Source organism: Geomicrobium halophilum, assembly GCF_014207655.1.
In the GTDB taxonomy this organism is placed as follows: domain Bacteria; phylum Bacillota; class Bacilli; order Bacillales; family Marinococcaceae; genus Geomicrobium; species Geomicrobium halophilum.
Genome location: NZ_JACHHJ010000002.1, coordinates 444,288 through 461,597, shown reverse-complemented (window position 1 = coordinate 461,597; position 17,310 = coordinate 444,288). Strand labels below are relative to the sequence as shown.

At 43.8% G+C, this 17,310-nt stretch carries 13 protein-coding genes; 6 read left to right on the top strand and 7 right to left on the bottom strand.

Annotated features, from left to right (window positions below):
• Positions 1-8: 8 nt before the first annotated feature.
• The 7 genes from nasC to HNR44_RS10195 all read right to left on the bottom strand — a co-directional run bounded on the left by nasC (position 9) and on the right by HNR44_RS10195 (position 10,759).
• Complete coding sequence (nasC, locus tag HNR44_RS10225; protein ID WP_184404049.1) at positions 9-2,168, bottom strand: assimilatory nitrate reductase catalytic subunit NasC; 2,160 nt, start codon at positions 2,166-2,168, stop codon at positions 9-11.
• Between the two features lie 14 nt (positions 2,169-2,182).
• The gene (gene nirB, locus HNR44_RS10220; RefSeq protein ID WP_184404047.1) at positions 2,183-4,498 is read right to left on the bottom strand and encodes a nitrite reductase large subunit NirB; all 2,316 of its coding nucleotides are present in this window, start codon (positions 4,496-4,498) and stop codon (positions 2,183-2,185) included.
• Between the two features lie 22 nt (positions 4,499-4,520).
• Positions 4,521-4,856: a nitrite reductase small subunit NirD gene (nirD, locus tag HNR44_RS10215; protein ID WP_184404045.1), complete on the bottom strand. Its 336-nt coding sequence runs from the start codon at positions 4,854-4,856 to the stop codon at positions 4,521-4,523.
• 12 nt (positions 4,857-4,868) lie between these two features.
• Positions 4,869-7,292 (bottom strand): nitrite reductase large subunit NirB, encoded by a 2,424-nt coding sequence (gene nirB, locus HNR44_RS10210; protein WP_184404043.1) that lies wholly within the window; start codon positions 7,290-7,292, stop codon positions 4,869-4,871.
• Positions 7,289-8,656 (bottom strand): uroporphyrinogen-III C-methyltransferase, encoded by a 1,368-nt coding sequence (gene cobA, locus HNR44_RS10205; protein ID WP_184404042.1) that lies wholly within the window; start codon positions 8,654-8,656, stop codon positions 7,289-7,291. Before cobA ends, nirB (HNR44_RS10210) begins: the two co-directional genes overlap by 4 nt.
• Positions 8,657-9,326: 670 nt before the next feature.
• The gene (locus HNR44_RS10200) at positions 9,327-10,148 is read right to left on the bottom strand and encodes a uroporphyrinogen-III synthase (protein WP_184404040.1); all 822 of its coding nucleotides are present in this window, start codon (positions 10,146-10,148) and stop codon (positions 9,327-9,329) included.
• Between the two features lie 95 nt (positions 10,149-10,243).
• Positions 10,244-10,759 carry a hypothetical protein gene (locus HNR44_RS10195; RefSeq protein WP_184404038.1) on the bottom strand — a complete coding sequence of 172 codons (516 nt, stop codon included), beginning with the start codon at positions 10,757-10,759 and terminating at the stop codon, positions 10,244-10,246.
• 663 nt (positions 10,760-11,422) lie between these two features.
• Here HNR44_RS10195 and HNR44_RS10190 point away from each other — a divergent pair.
• The 6 genes from HNR44_RS10190 (at position 11,423) to treR (ending at position 17,310) form a co-directional block, all read left to right on the top strand.
• Positions 11,423-11,647, top strand: coding sequence for a group-specific protein (locus HNR44_RS10190; RefSeq protein ID WP_184404036.1), 225 nt, complete (start codon positions 11,423-11,425; stop codon positions 11,645-11,647).
• 58 nt (positions 11,648-11,705) lie between these two features.
• Positions 11,706-12,485 carry a molybdate ABC transporter substrate-binding protein gene (gene modA, locus HNR44_RS10185; RefSeq protein WP_184404034.1) on the top strand — a complete coding sequence of 260 codons (780 nt, stop codon included), beginning with the start codon at positions 11,706-11,708 and terminating at the stop codon, positions 12,483-12,485.
• Positions 12,485-13,150: a molybdate ABC transporter permease subunit gene (modB, locus tag HNR44_RS10180; protein ID WP_184404032.1), complete on the top strand. Its 666-nt coding sequence runs from the start codon at positions 12,485-12,487 to the stop codon at positions 13,148-13,150. The genes modA and modB overlap by 1 nt, the downstream gene beginning before the upstream one ends.
• 255 nt (positions 13,151-13,405) lie before the next feature.
• On the top strand, positions 13,406-14,836 hold the full coding sequence (gene treP / locus HNR44_RS10175) for a PTS system trehalose-specific EIIBC component (protein ID WP_184404030.1): 1,431 nt from the start codon (positions 13,406-13,408) through the stop codon (positions 14,834-14,836).
• An 85-nt stretch (positions 14,837-14,921) separates the two neighbouring features.
• On the top strand, positions 14,922-16,595 hold the full coding sequence (gene treC / locus HNR44_RS10170; RefSeq protein ID WP_184404028.1) for an alpha,alpha-phosphotrehalase: 1,674 nt from the start codon (positions 14,922-14,924) through the stop codon (positions 16,593-16,595).
• A gap of 13 nt (positions 16,596-16,608) precedes the next feature.
• Complete coding sequence (treR, locus tag HNR44_RS10165) at positions 16,609-17,310, top strand: trehalose operon repressor (protein ID WP_184404026.1); 702 nt, start codon at positions 16,609-16,611, stop codon at positions 17,308-17,310.

Below are 17,310 nucleotides of genomic sequence, written 5' to 3'. Positions count from 1 at the left end.
CGCCTTTCTTATTTAATATTTCGCTGCCTGTTTATATCATACGGCGCTACTTTCACTGCACTTACTTTAAATCCCGGCATTCGGCAATTTGGGTCAAGATCCTCGGCCACAAGCCGGTTTACATTTTGTTTTTCGTCCCAATGAAACGGTACAAATACCGTGTCCTGCCGAATCGTCTCCGTACATTTACTACGAACAACGATACCTCCACGCCTGGACTCAATCCGAACCAATTCTCCATTGCGAATATGATACTGTTGAGCCGTTTGTGGGTGGATTTCCAAAAACGATTCAAATTCTCTAGCTGTTAATGCCGAGCTTTTTCTTGTTTGTACGCCTGTCAAATAATGAGCCATCACACGCCCAGTCGTTAAATAGAGCGGGTATTTTTCACATGTTTCTTCTTTTTTGACCACAGGTTCACTAGGAACGACTGTCATTTTCGCCCGCCCATCCGCGTGGGCAAAGGAGTCCTCGAAAATGCGGGCAGCCCCCCCGTGATCTAGGGACGGGCACGGCCACAAAATCCCTTGTTTCTTCCGTAGCCGCTCATATGTCATGCCATAATAATCAGCGATACCACCTCTACTCGCTTCTCGAAGTTCGTTAAACACCTCTTCTGCTGACGAAAACGAGAAATACTCTTCTTTTCCAAGAGACTTAGCAACATCACAAATGATTTCCCAGTCGTGCCTTGCCTCCCCAGGCACTTTCTTACTCGCTTCCCGAAGCGTGACTCTACCTTCCAGATTCGTCATCGTCCCTTCGTCTTCTAAATAGGAAGAAGTCGGTAGAATTACGTCTGCCAACTGAGCGGTTTCTGATTTAAATAGGTCAACGGCAACGAGAAATTTTAATTTTTGTAGTGCCTGTTTGACAAATCGTGCATTCGGATTGGAAACGACCGGGTTGGAACAAAGGAGAAACATACCGGTGATCTCCCTTTGATCAACTTTTTCTATCATCTCGAAAGCCGATGCGCCTTTGCGTGGAAGGTCTTTCTCAGCGATTCCCCAGAAATTCGAAATATGAGCACGGTGCTCTTCATTTTCAATCGAGCGATAGCCAGGAAGTTGATCGGCTTTCTGGCCGTGTTCTCTCGCGCCTTGCCCATTGCTTTGACCAGTGATCGCTCCGTATCCGCAGGAAGGTTTTCCTAGCTTACCAGTAGCGATAAGAATATTAAGCAAATTACGAACCGCCATTGAACCGTCCGTTTGCTGCTCCACACCCCGAGCTGTAAAAATCATTCCAGTTTCTTTTTCTCCTAATGAAAGAGCAACACGCCGAATCTCTTTTACAGGGACATCGGTTTGCGCGGAAATGTCTTCTAACTCTAAAGAAGCAACGTACTCCTTCACGTCCTCAAACCCAATTGATTTTTCTTCAATAAAAGAACGGTCGATCCAATCGTTATCGATAATGACTTTTAGCAAACCATTAGCAAACGCGGCGTCTGTCCCAGGTTTGATTTTAATATGAAGATCAGCCATACGCGTTGTTGCCGTTTCACGAGGATCAACGGCAACGATAAAGGCACCATTTTCTTTTGCCTGTTCAAAATAATGCATTATCGTCGGCTGGCATTCAGCGATGTTTGTACCTGCCAAGACGATCGTTTCCGCATACGGGATTTCCTCGATCGAGTTCGTTAGTCCGCGATCCATTCCGAACACAGCACTTGCTGCCGAAGCTGCCGAGGACATGCAAAGACGCCCATTATAATCGATGTATTTCGTCTTGAGCGCCACTCTTGCAAATTTCCCCATTAAGTAAGCTTCCTCATTTGTAATCGAGGCACTTCCATATACCGACATGGCGTTATATCCATCTTCTTTTTGTATGTTTGTGACATTTTCCCTTATACATTCAAGTGCTTCCTTCCAAGAAACCGGAATAAATTCCCCATCGATTTTTACTAACGGTTGTGTAATCCGGTCTTTATGAAGGGCATGTTGATGGGCATTCATTCCTTTTACACAGAGGCGTCCTTTTGATGTGGGGTTATCTTTCCCGACGGTTTTATACGTTTTTCTAGTTACGCTCCTTTGTTCAATAAGCTGCATTTGACATTGAACGCTGCAATACGGGCATTGCGTGTTATATACTTTTTCTGACTGGACTTGACGTTCTTTCTCTCGGAAGTACTTTAATAACATTTCAGTCATGACGCATCCCCTCCCTACATGATCGTCTCTTCGATCGCGATCGCTTTTTTATTAAGAAAGGCATCTTCCTGTAATTGTTCAAGTAGCTGTTCTCGAAATTCCGTATCCAAAACAATTTCACGGACATGGACGACCCCGACTTTTGTGATCCATTCTTCCATGCTTTGAAGAAAACGAGCCGTCTGCCGGTAGTATTGGAGGAGAGCACTTACGATTTCAAACGTCTCCTCTGTATGTTCAGCTACATAAAACAACGAAGTATCGATGTAAATTTCTTGCCCCACTCTCGTCCAAAAGACGGAAAGGTCGTTAAATAAACGCTCGGCATGATTACATTTCACCTGGATGTTTACAGATGATGGAACTTGCAAACGTTCAAATTGTTGGTCTAATCGTGTCGCCAGTGATTGTATTTCATACAGGTCACAACGACAATTGCTTGAATGGGAGGTAACAACAGGCTGAACATGATACCCCTCGAGCGAATGTTTCGACATGTCTAAATGCGCCCATATAGTTGACAAATGTTCTTCTTTAATCCCTTGCAATTGCAGTCGCTGGTCGCTGGTCATAACTACATAGCCTACGTGCAATCGTTGGGTCAGCGAACTTAAACGCTGCAATTGATCAACGCTTATGACTCCCCCGTGATATGGAGGGGTTACTATATAAGTACCGTCTTCTTGTTGCTCGGCATTCTTTTTTAGATGGTGGGTTAAGTGATATTCCGAGTGGATCATGCCTAGGTAATAAGAGAGCGCGGGCCGGCACGTTTTACAACCATTGTTGCTCGACCAATCTAACGCACTCATCACTTCATGAATGCTCGACAATCCTCTGATTTGCAACTCTTCCACAACTTCTTCTTCAGTAAGCTCCGTACACTCACACATGGAGGTTACTTCAATCTTTTCATTAAAATTATCACTTTCCATGTAGGTAAGTAGCTCACTCACAACTGGTTTACAGCTGCCACAAGAACTAGAAGCTTTTGTGTTTTCCTTTATTTGATCCACGGTAGTTAGGCAATTGGATTGAGCTGCTTCAATGATCGTTCCTTTCGAAACGGCATTACAGTTACACACCATTTCTGCCTGTGACATTTCGGCAACTCCATGATTAGAAGAAGAACCTTGTAAAAGTTCCTGTTTTTCTTCATTTGTTAGCTCTTTTTGTTCAATGACGAGCTGAAGTAGGCGCATCCCCTCACGTGTATCGCCAAACAGAATCGCACCTGACAGCTGATCACCATCAAACACCAATTTCTTATAGTGCCCATTCAATTCATCGAAAACTGTTAGTGCCTTTTGGCCACCGCCTGACATAAAACTTCCAGCTGAAAACACGTCAACACCAGAGACTTTCAATTGCGTAGAAAGAGTCGTTCCCCGATACACAGATCCTCCGATTCCACATACGGCTTTTGCGAGGACTTTTGCTTGTTCATATAACGGTTTTACAAGTGCATAAACGGTATCGCGATGTTCGGCACACTCCCCGACCGCGTAAACATCAGGGATATTGGTCCTCATTTGATCATCCACCACGATCCCTTTATTCACTGTGACTCCGCTGTTTTTGGCAAGCTCTATGTTCGGCTTAACCCCAACGGCCATAATGACCAAGTCTGCAGTAAGCTGCGTACCGTCTTTAAAGCAGACCCCTTCGACACGTTCTCCACCAACCAATTCGCTCGTATCTTTTCCTAAAAAGAAATTCATCCCCTGGGCTGTTAATTCTTCTTGCAAAAGTACAGCCGCATCCTGATCAAGTTGCCGTTCCATGAGACGGTCTGCCAAATGCACAACATCGACTTCCATTCCTAGATTCAAAAGCCCTCTCGCCGCCTCTAAGCCAAGCAAGCCACCACCAATCACCACTGCTTTTTTGTAATGTTTTGCCGCCTCTATCATCTGCTTACAATCATTGATCGTCCGAAAAGCCATCACGCCTTCTTTATCCGCCCCTGGAAAGGGGATAAAAATAGGGTTGGACCCCGTAGCGATTACAAGTTTGTCATAAGACAGTTCCCCATGTTGATCCGTCTGCACCGTTTTCGTATTCGTATCAATCTGCGTCACCGTTTCTTCCGTCCGCAAGTTAATTTGATGTTCCTGATACCAGTCAGGCTGATTGATTTCAATATCCGCAAACGATTGGTTGCCTTGGAGGACGGAGGATAATTGCAGCCGGTTGTAACTCGGGTGTGGTTCACTGCCAAAAATCGTAATCTCGAATTGATCCGAGGAATGGCTCAGCACCTCTTCTACTGACCGAAGCCCCGCCATTCCGTTGCCAATCAACACCAGTCTCTGTTTCTGTTGTGCCATCCTCCCACTCCTTCTCATTCATTCAAACGCTCCCCGGCATCACAACATACACCTGCTCATTCTCAACCTCCACATCAAATCGAGCGACACAGCCTTCATCCGCACCGGCCGCTTCCCCGGTTTTTAAACTAATCTTCCAATCATGCAGGGGACAGAAAACGTGCTCCCCACTTACCATCCCCTCTGATAGAGGGCCTCCGAGATGGGGACAGCTATCTTCGATCGCGTAAACTACTCCATCTTTTTGTAAAAATAAAGCTAGTTCTTTCCCTTCAATGACTACTTTTTTTCCTAGCCCAACGGCTAGTTCATGACGATTGGCTACTAAAACTTTATGCTTAGTATCGACTTGTGCCATCGAAATGCCTCCTTATGTTGTAATTGAGACCTCTTTCTTTTCAAATCCTAGATCTTGTTGTTTCTTGTGATTGTCAATAATGTCTTCCCATGGGTCCTGTTGGTCACTTAATGCAATATCCATGCGTTCGATGAGTGCTGCTCTCTCTTCTTCATCCTCGAGTACCACTTTTTTAACCGCATCTAGCCCGACACGTTCTACCCAGTGAGAAGTGCGTTCCTTGTATTTCGCTTGTTCCCGATAATGTTGCAAGAACGCCGCAACTGTATCAATAACCTCTTTAGACGTTTCAAGTTTACACAAAAGTTCAGATTTTTTGAGGTCTACACCGCCGTTTCCGGCAACATGAACTTCCCATGCACCTTCGACTCCGACGATCCCCACATCTTTAATACCAGATTCTGCACAGTTACGCGGACAAGCGGAAACAGCCATTTTGATTTTGTGAGGCGTATTGAGTCCTTCAAATTTCTTCTCTAACTCAATACCGAGACCAATGGAATCCTGGGTGCCGAAGCGGCAGAAGTCTTCCCCTACACAGGTTTTAACCGTCCGCATCCCCTTCCCATAGGCGTAGCCGGAACGCATGCCAAGATCATTCCATACATCTGGTAAATTTTCTTTTTCAATACCCAGTAGGTCGATACGCTGACCGCCGGTCACTTTTAATAATGGCACTTCATATTTATCGGCGACATCAGCGATCGTCCGGAGTTGATCTGGATTTGTTACGCCGCCGTACATCCGCGGGACCACGGAAAACGTACCATCATTTTGAATATTGGCATGGACACGCTCATTGACAAAGCGTGAGTTCGCATCATCATCGTATTCTAACGGGTTAACCATACCTAGATAGTAGTTTAGTGCCGGGCGGCATTTAGAACAGCCATCTTCTGTTTCCCAGCCGAGCACATTCATCACTTCCTTAATATGCGTGAGTCCCATTTCACGAATGGAAGCGACAACCTCTTCATCTGAATGCTCCGTGCATTCACACATCGGTTCTTTTGCCTGGGTAGCATCTTCACCTGTCGCGAGCGATAAAAGTTCAGTGACTTGCGGCTTACATCCTCCGCACGAGCGAGAAGCATTCGTGCACTGCTTTACTTCGTTTACCGTTGTTAATCCTTGGTCTTTAATGGCGGAAACAATTTCTCCTTTGGTTACGCCGTTACATCCGCAAATATTTTCATCGTCCGGCATGAGCTCAACCGCTGAACCCGCATTATCTTCAGCAGATTCAGAGGGGAGAATCGTTGCTTTATTCATCTCGGAAACGTCTTGACCCGACCGCATCATCGAAAGAATACGAGGAGAATCAGAAGTATCCCCGAACAACACAGATCCAACAACTTGGTTATCTCTTACAACCACTTTTTTAAAGGTATCTTCAAACTCATCATGAACGCGGATCGATTTCGTTTCTTCGGTGTCCATAAATTCTCCGGCAGAAAACACATCAACACCAGACACCTTTAATGATGTAGAGACAATGGAACCTTCATAACCATCGCAATCTTCAGTACAGAGGTGTGAAGCAAGCACTTTCGCTTGCTCAAAGAGGGGAGTGACAAGCCCGTAGACGACCTCACGGTGCTCGGCACATTCACCCACGGCGTAAATGTTTTTATGACTTGTTTCCATATGGTCATTCACAAGAATCGCTTTTCCGACATCAAGCCCGGTTTCTTTCGCCAGCTCTATATTCGGACGGATACCCACTGCCATGACGACGAGATCAGCATCCAAACTATCGCCGTCCTTAAATTTCAGCCCTTCTACTCGATTGCCTCCCACTAATTCTTCTGTTTGCTTATTTAAGTGAATTTTCATCCCTTGGGTCTCGAGTTCTTCCTTCAGCATCCTGCTTGCTTCAGCATCAAGTTGCTGCTCCATTAAACTGTCAGACAGATGAATCACGTCAACTTTCATCCCCAGGTTCAACAACCCGCGCGCTGCTTCAAGTCCCAAAAGCCCTCCACCTATGACCGCTGCTTTTTTGTAAGACTTGGCAGTGTCGATCATCGTTTCGCAATCCTGGATATTTCGAAATGCAATAACTCCTTCTTTATCTGCACCTGGAAGCGGCAGCATAAACGGATTGGAGCCTGTCGCAAAAATCAAGCGATCATAAGAACGTTCCACGCCTTTCGCACTGTAAACCGTCTGCGTGTCTGTATCGACATACGCCACCGGATCGCCTGAAACGAGCTCGATATTGTTCTCGTCATACCAGTCATAATTATTGAGAATAATATCTTCAACTTCAGTATCCCCTTGAAGCACCGACGAGAGAAGAATGCGATTATAATTAGGGTGCGGCTCCTTACCGAATACAGTGATTTGGTAACGATGAGCATCTTGCTTTAAAAGTTCTTCAAGCGCGCGGATACCAGCCATTCCATTTCCAATTACTACTAATTTCTCTTTCATGACAAAACAGCTCCTTTGTTTCGTAATCCAGACATTTGTTCAACGATCTCCGTTTCACTTTTATTGAAATCGACCACCTTTACACTTTCGAATCCGAGCGAGCGCGCATAACTCTCGACGTCTTTGTTAGCTGTAAAAAGGTGTAACGACGTTTCACAAATACTGTCCACATCCCGTTTGTTTCTGCATATTGCGGCGTTCACATGACCTTCCTCGATTAACCTCGTCATAGCCACCTTTTCGGCCGTCGGTTGTTTGTCTTGAGCACCAGCAATAAACAGCGGGGTCAACCATATTCCCTCTGAGAAAAGCGGGACTTGAATGCCAAGGAGTAAAAATTCTCGTTGCACATCTTTATTTCCGGCGACGAGTGCTCCGGCTAGTTTACGAATATCATGTCCTCGTTCCCCCATTTTTTGTAAAAATAACCATATGTCCTTGGTCTCTTGAAAAATGAGTGCCTGATCACCTCCAGCTCCTAAGGCAAGGTCTATTTCCCGATCCGTAACCGTCATCGCCTTATTTTTCTGAATATAGACATCTGCGCCATTTCGTTTTAGCCAATCGTTCTCATCATCCGTTCGTATGAGAATACCCATCCCTGATAACGGATGGTTTTCGAACCAATTCACCTGATCCCGAATCTTGATTACATCTCCAACAAGAATCATCGCGGGATTCGCCATTTTCTGATTGTCCATTTTTTTTGAGATCGTTGAAAGAGTTCCTTCTATCGATCGCTGTCTGCTATACGTCCCCCACTGAATAACAAGTACAGGTGTATTTTTATCTTTTCCGTAACGTACGAGCTCGGAAGTGATGGTTCTGATTTGTTTTACACCCATATAAAACAAGATGGAGTCGACCGATTCCGCAAGCGACTTCCAATTCACATCTGGCTTCCCATCATCCTTTCGCCGATGCCCCGTCACGACCGCGAACGAACCGGAATAATCCCGATGGGTGATTGGCACTCCCGCATACATGGAAGCCGCAATTCCTGAAGTAACGCCCGGAACAATCTCAAAGTGGACACCATTTGCCTTCAACATGGCAGCTTCTTCACCAACTCTGCCAAAAACCGCTGGGTCGCCTCCCTTCAACCGGACAACCGTTTTGCCTTTTTTAGCATGAATCAACATTTCCGTCTGAATATCTTCTTGACGAAGAATATGCTTGCACGGCTCTTTGCCGCAATAGATGAGTTTCACGTCTTCTTTAAGTTCCGTTAACAAATACGGGTTGACCAATCTGTCATAAATAACAACGTCTGCAACTTGTAACACCCGCAGACCCTTGACGGTTAGTAGTTCCTTGTCCCCAGGACCTGCACCAACTAAATAAACCGTTCCTTGCTCGACCATTGTTCACCCCCCCTTGATCAGTGGTATTTTATTTATTTCTTAATTAAGTACTACTGTAAAGGGTAAAAGGAGCATGTCGTTGAGTTATGTAAGGAAAATTAACACACTTTTTCTGGGATAAATAAAGCTCCTTAAATGTGCCCATGACTGTCGAGGTCGAGTACTACTGCTAAAATGAATCATCACATAATAAAACACCACTCATTCATTAGCGATAAGTGGTGTTGTTACGTCCATATGTGATTCAGAAATCTTTTTATTCTCAATCCTGAAAGTGGTTACTCCGTGTTATCACCGAAATTAAGGATTTCGTAAGACGTAAAAATTATGCCTCTTTTCTGATCTAAGAGATCGTTGAAAGGCCTATCATCTGCTCCTTACCTTCTTCATCAATGTCTGCGAATAGCTCGTCAAATACACACAACCTGGGGTCAAGAAGTCCTTTACGGTGATCTTGCTCCCGCCTACATTTGTATTACGGAGGTCGCTTATTTCAATCGCTTATGATTAAAAAAAGTGGTCTTTTAAGGTTTAGAAACGAAGAAACCATGAACGAGTTCGCTTTGGGCAAGGATTAGGATCCTATATTTAGTATAAAAGATCACAATAACAAAACGAGTGTTCCCATTAATTTTTAAAATCTCCAGCTTAAAAAAGCTGAAGAGATTCCTCAGCTTTGTTTCTCTTCAGCACTGATATACCGCCCAAGCTCCACGATCATCGCGCCCATCCGTTCGGTCGTTGGACTTACCACTCGCTTTATTCCTTCTTCATATAGTGCTTCCGCGGTCACCTTACCTACAGCTGTTGCGATGGTTTCGTTTCCAAAAAGCTCCGTTAGCTGTGCATGCTTGTCCGTTTTTCTTGCGCGCTGAAACAGCGATTTCACTTGCAAAGCCGTCGTAAAGCAAACGCCGTCGTATTTTTTTTCATCCAATAATTCTTTGATAAAACGATCAACCGCTTCATCGTCAGGGGCATGATGAATGTAGGGCAACCACGTCGTGAGTATGGCTCCCTGCTCTTGTAAAAAATGTTCGAGTGCTGGTGAAGCCTGGCCATATTGTTGAATAATCAAGCGCTTACCGGAAAAATCCGTTCCCTTCAACTGTTCTTTCAAACCCTCAGTCGTCCCGTCATCGGAGCGAATATCAACATTAATATCCAATTTTTTTAACGCTGCAACCGCTTTATACCCCCGGGCAGCTACAAATGACGATTGAATTTTTTTTACAAGTTTATCTTCCATTCCCGCTTTGCTCGCATCATCCAAAAGAGTAGTGACGCCGATGCCTGTAGTGAAAATAAACCCGTCAACGCGCTCAGCCAACCCTTCTTTCATTAACCGGGTCACTGTTTCTTGATCCTGCTGAACCGTCCCCTGCATGGAACGCACTTCGCTTGTTGCTCCTTGTTTATGTAAAAGAGTCTGCATTTCATCAGTCTTTCGTGAAGCCGTTAACGCAATGTGTTTTCCTTCTAGATTCTTCATTTTCTCACTCCCCATCATTCCCTATCTTAATGTACCTAAAGGAAAAAGAAAAGGTCATACAACGCCGTAACAGGCGTTATATGACCGAAGAGTTTTTATTGAAAGCTTCCTTGAGATGACTGGCTTTGAGCACCTTGTTGTTGGGGCTGCTGTTGTTGTCCCATTTGGCCTTGTTGTCCTTGTGAACCTTGTTGGTTCATTTGATTTTGTTGCTGTTGTTGTTGCTGTTGTTGCTGGGACTGTTGATTAATCTGATCAAGTTGCTGTTCAGCTTGCTTCAACGCTTGATTAACCTGACTTAAAGCCTGATTGGACTGCACCGTTTGCAAACCTTGAGTTAGAATATCAACCGCTTGCTGCATGGATTGTTGAAGCTGCTGATCTGCTTGCTGACTTTGTTGAGTCGTTTGGTCGCTAAATTGTTGAAGTTGCTGCAGCAATGAATTCAACTGCTGGTTTGAAGGTTGTTGTTGACTTGATGATTGTTGGTTGGATGATTGCTGAGAAGACATTTGTTGCTTCAATTGATTAAGTTGTTGTTTCATATCGCTTACATCCTCTGCAAGTGCATATTCCGCAACCTCTACCTCAGCCCGACGAACATCACTCATTAAAACGCCTCCAGTGCTTTTTATTGAGAAATAATCATGCATTTGCATGACTTACCTTCCTTAAGATTCGTCGCGTTCACCCCTTTTATGCGTTCCAGTACATTCCTTTACATACAAACCACACCGACTCCAAAAGCTATCTGCAGACGATCTTTTGTGTAATGATGGTTTTCCATACTTTTTCATCGTAAACACCCTTTATTCAGCGGAGTCGATAGTGGATTCAGTGCAACCCAGGGCTCAGGGCAGGAAAAAATCACTAAAGCCCCTTTCTCACAGCATGCTCTCTAGAGGTACCGCCAGTTCTACTGTCGTGCCACTCTTTTGGACGAATATTCCATAACTCAACAGTGATCGCTCGGGTATTGGAAACCCCCCCTAATTCTAGACAAAAAGCCTTTGTTGCCTTTTCATCCTTACCTATATATGGGACAATAAATATATTTAGAGGATGTTCAAAAAGTCCGGGAAAAATCGCTTTCGTATTTCTTCGTCTCCGCTGTTCACGTATGAAAGCATATCCCCGGAAAAGAAACCCACTTTTCCCTTCGTGCGAAGTGAATGTTTTCGTGGTTACAAGCAGGATGCTTAGATATACATCTCCTCGACCTCCTCGGATCTTTTTATCCTCCTTTTGCACAATTTAGGAAAGGAGCACATCTCATGGAATCTTGTCCGATCGATCACACACCCGAACAAGTGAAAGAAAAGTTAGAAAGCCAGCAGAACTTTTTACCGAGTGAGGTTTACGAGCACGCCAACCAGCTTTTAAAAAGAGAACTCTCTCAAGAAACATTAAACGAGCTATTTCATTTATTAAAAAAATACGACCTTGCAGAGCCTCAAGAGCAGGAACAACGAAATTCAGCTCTATTACAGCTTTCGTAGAAGCCTTCTCCTGCTGGAGGCTTCTCTTTCTTATTCCGAAGAAAGGTTGCCGTTGCACATGAAAACATCCATCTACTTATTCATACTCACCTTAACGATCACCATGGCCTCTGCCTGCTCATCTTCACAGGAAACAGAAGAACCTGTGGAAATCCAGATCGCTGCTGCCAGCAGTCTCCAAAATGTTCTAGGTGAAATGGAGGAAAAACTGGAAAGTACTATTGAAGGCGTGGATGTCGTTTTTCAATTTGGTGGATCAGGGTCACTACGGCGACAAATTGAACAGGGCGCCCCTTTTGATATTTTTCTTTCGGCATCGGAAGCCCATTTTGATGCATTAGTAGAGGATGGAAAAATCGATCCAGAAAACTCCACGAGCCTATTCACAAATTCACTCGTTTTAATACAGCCGGCGGATACAGAAAAGCCGATCGCTAACGTTGATGAATTGAAGGAAGGATCGATTGAGACGATTGCCATTGGCACCCCAGAAAGCGTTCCCGCAGGTACGTTCGCAAAAGAAACATTGAAGCAATTACATATGTGGAACGATGTTGAAGATAAAATGGTTCAGGCAAGAAGCGTACGGCAAGTGCTTACTTATACCGAAGAAAATAGTGTGGACGCCGGTTTTGTTTATGCCACCGATGCCGCCTCTACGGACAGTGTGGAAACGGTTGAAACCATTGATCCTCACCTTCACTCAAACATTGTATATCCGATTGGGGTTATCGAAGATACGGATCATCCAGCGGCTGCAGCTCAAGTTTTCGAGTATCTTGTCAGTAATAAGGCAAAGTCCTTATATGAAAAAAATGGCTACGAGGTGGCCGACTAATGATGATTCTTTTTACATCCTTTTGGAATCCTGTTTTGATTTCTTTGCAAACCGCGTTTACGGCTCTCCTATTGATTTTTATTCTCGGAACCCTCCTTGGCCGGATTATGTCTCGGTCACGTTTCCCGGGTAAAACGATTGTGGAAACGCTGTTCATCCTCCCTACCGTTCTCCCCCCAACGGTGATCGGTTTTCTTCTCATCATAGTGTTGGGAGCGAATGGTTGGCTAGGTCAAGTCATCGACTTTTTCTTTCAACAATCGTTGATGTTTACATGGAGCGCCACCGTCATTGTTGCAGTTGTCGTCGGTTTTCCTTTTATGTATCAATCGGTGAAAACAGGGCTTGCTGCGGTCGAGCCCGAAATTGAAGAAGCCGCACGAGTGAGTGGTGCCAGTGAATGGCAAGTGTTTTTTTACATTTCGATGCCGATGATTGCTCGCTCGCTTGTCACCGGGGTCATCCTTAGTTTCTCACGGGCCATCGGTGAATTCGGTGCCACCTTCATGTTTGCAGGAAATATTCCGGGAACGACACAAACCATGCCCATTGCGATCTTTACAGCCCTGGAGGCCGGAGATACAACACTTGCCTGGGCTTGGGTCATCGTAATTGTTCTTCTGTCGTTTAGTTTATTGTTCTTTGTGCGCAAGTTTTCGGATTAATGGAAAAGCATCCCCACTACCTCCAGACGTGGGATCAACTGGTCAGAGCGGATCCTGCATCATTCCCTTGGAATTGTGAGAGCCTCTTAATAGGCTCTCTTTTTCGGTATTGATGTAAATTTTTTATTCTTTATTATTCCCTTTTTTATTGACGGATTTGTATATACAAGCTAAAATGAAAGCGCATTATAACTTGTATATACAAATTTATGTTCGTCTAATTGTAAACGTTTTCTGAATATAGGGGGAAGAAACATGAGTATCAATTACCGCAAAACAGCACAACAGGTTCTTGAGTTGATCGGCGGGGAAGAGAACATATCCTCTGCGACTCATTGTGTGACACGCCTTCGTATCGTTCTAAACGATACAGATCAGGTTAACACAGAAGAACTTGAACGTGTTGAAGCTGTCAAAGGCTCTTTTTACTCGAATGGTCAGCTACAAATCATCCTTGGAAACGGGGTGGTTGATAAAGTCTATAAAGAATTAATGGAGATAACTGGAAGAGAAGAACAAACCAAAGATGAAGCCAAAGAGGATGCGGCTAATAGGGGGAATCCTCTGCAGCGTGCCATTAAAGTTTTGGCAGATGTCTTTATTCCCATTCTTCCGGCCATTGTTACCGCAGGACTCTTACTTGGTATTAATAATATCTTAACGGGCGAAGGAATCTTTTTTGACGGGGCATCGGTCATCGATGTTTATCCTCAATGGGCTGATTTTGCAGAGATTATTAATGTAATTGCCAGTACTGCTTTTGTCTTTTTACCAGCGTTAATCGGTTGGTCAGTGGTTAAGCGGTTTGGCGGAAGTCCATTGTTGGGAATTGTATTAGGTCTCATTTTGGTCCATCCAGATTTAATGAATGCCCATGCATACGGAGATGCAGTTGCTGCTGGAGAAGATATTCCAACTTGGAGCATATTTGGATTAGAAATTGAAGCCATAGGTTATCAAGGACAAGTTCTGCCTATTTTTGTGGCGGGGATTATATTAGCTAAACTGGAAGTGTTCTTACGGAAATATATCCCTAACTCCCTTCAGTTGTTATTAGTTGCTCCGATCGCACTTCTTCTCACAGGTTTCCTTGCATTTATCTTTATCGGCCCGATCACATTTGCCATCGGGAATTGGATCATAGATGGGTTTATTTGGTTGTTTGGAACATTGCCTATGTTGGCCGGGTTATTATATGGTGCGCTTTACGCTCCTCTTGTCATTACCGGTATGCATCATACGTTCCTCGCTGTAGATTTACAGTTAACAACAACAGCAGATGGCACATTTTTATGGCCCATCTTAGCATTGTCTAATATTGCTCAAGGTTCGGCTGCCTTTGCCATGTACTTTGTTCTTAAAAACCAAAATCTTAAAGGATTATCTGGAACTTCAGGACTTACTGCTTGGCTGGGAGTTACCGAGCCTGCCCTATTTGGTGTAAACTTACGTTTTCGTTTCCCTTTCCTTTGTGCCATTATTGGTTCCTCGATTGCCGGAATGTATATCACGATCAATCAAGTTCTAGCAACGACGGTAGGCGTAGGAGGGGTTCCTGGAATCTTCTCTATTCAAATTGGCAGCTGGGGAGCCTTTGCCATTGGCATGGTCATCGTGATCATCGTTCCATTTATTTCTACACTCTTAGTTGGGCGTGTCATGAAACCAAAAAGTTTGAACGAATAAACAAAGGAAAAAGAAGCTGTAGTTGAGACTGCAGCTTCTTTATTTTATACTTGTATATACAAGTTTTACAGGAAAGTGGTGAACAATGATGAACGAATGGTGGAGAACATCGACCGTCTATCAGATTTATCCTAAAAGTTTCAATGATACTACCGGTAACGGCAAGGGTGATCTCCAAGGCATTATAGAGAAGCTCGATTATCTTCAACACTTGGGCATAGATGTCATATGGATCACACCTATTTATGCATCCCCACAAAATGATCACGGCTATGACATCTCTGACTATTATTCCATTCATCCTGAATACGGAACGATGGAAGATTTTGATCAGCTGTTACAGGAGACCCATCGCCGTGGCATGAAACTCATCATGGATCTCGTCGTCAATCATACCTCGACTGAGCATCCCTGGTTTCAAAATGCTCAGCAATCAAAAGACGCACGTTACCGTGATTTTTATATTTGGAAAGATGGCGTTAATGGGGCTGAGCCTACGAATTGGCAATCAAAGTTTGGGGGAAATGCTTGGAAATATAACGAAGCTACCGGTGATTATTATTTGCACTTATTTGATGTTACACAGGCAGATCTGAACTGGGAGAATCGAGAACTCCGCCAGCAGGTTTACGAAATGATGAAATTTTGGTTTGACAAGGGCATTGACGGCTTTCGACTAGACGTGATTAATCTTATATCCAAAGATCAACGTTTTCCTAACGATGACGGTTCAGTTGCCCCTGGAGATGGACGGAAATTCTACACCGATGGTCCTCGAGTGCATGAATTTTTACACGAAATGAATAGGGAAGTTTTGTCTAAATATGATAGTATGACGGTTGGGGAAATGTCATCAACGTCTATTGACCATTGTATTAAATATTCCAACCCCGATCGCCATGAGCTGAGTATGACCTTTCAGTTTCATCATTTAAAAGTCGATTATCCAAATGGTGAGAAATGGGCCCTTGCTGATTTCGATTTCGTAGAGCTGAAACGAATCCTTTCAGAGTGGCAAGTCCGCATGCACGAAGGTGGAGGCTGGAATGCGCTTTTCTGGTGCAATCATGACCAGCCGCGTGTGGTTAGCCGTTACGGAAATGATGGTAAATATCACAGCAAATCCGCGAAGATGTTAGCCACAACGATTCACATGATGCAAGGAACCCCTTACATCTATCAAGGTGAAGAATTTGGCATGACGAACCCAAAATTCGAAGATATTTCACAGTATCGAGACGTAGAATCTCACAATATGTACAAAAAACTTAAAGATGACGGACTGGATGAAGACACAGTCATGGCTATTTTAAAAGAAAAGTCTCGAGATAATTCACGTACACCTGTACAATGGGACGATCATAAAAATGCCGGATTCACCACAGGGACTCCGTGGATCGATATAAATAAGGATTATAAGGAAATCAATGCAAAAGAGGCCCTTAAGAACCCAAACTCGATCTTCTATCACTATAAAAAATTGATTCATTTACGCAAGGAATATGACATTATTACGTATGGGGATTATGAACTTCTGACTCCGCATGACAAACGTCTTTTTGTTTATAAACGTACGTATCGTAATAAAACACTTCTTGTTATTAATAATTTTTATGAGGAAGAAGTAGAGTATGCTTGTCCTGAAGAGCTCCTTGGAAAAAAGACAGAATTACTCATTAGCAATGACCATAATAGGGAATTAGAACCACGAATGATGTTGAATCCTTATGAATCACTTGTTTTTTATGTAACTGAATAAGTGGGGAGAACAAATGAAGAGAAAGTTCCAAGATATTTATAAACAATTAAGTGAAAGCATTGAAGCCGGTACCTTTCAAACAGGAACGACACTGCCATCGGAAAATGAATTGGCCGAAAACTACAATGCCTCCCGAGAAACGATCCGTAAAGCTTTAAATATGTTATCGGAGCACGGGTATATCCAAAAAGTTCAAGGGAAGGGGTCGATTGTTCTCGACATGTCGAGAATTAATTTCCCTTTTTCCGGGGTTATCAGCTTCCAAGAGCTTAGCCAGAAGCTAGGCACGCGCACGAAAACCGAGGTTGTTTATCTTAAAAAGGAACATGCAACGGATCATCAACTAAAGGGCGAGGAAAGGGTTTGGCGTGTCCACCGAGTGCGACATATTGATGGAGAACGGATTATTTTGGATAAAGATGTCTTTTCAGTACAAGCCGTTCCCCATTTGACAAATGAAATATGTGAAAATAGCATTTATGATTTTATTGAGAATAATCTTGGGCTCACCATCAGTTTTGCTCATAAGGAAATCGTTATTGAAGAACCCTCGGAAGAAGATCAGCACTTGCTTGACCTGAATGGTTCTCATAACATTGTTGTGATCCGAAGCTTTACTTATTTAGAGGATGCTACGCTTTTTCAATATACAGAGTCGAGGCACCGGCCTGATAAATTTCGATTTGTCGATTTCGCCAGGCGGGTGCAAACATGA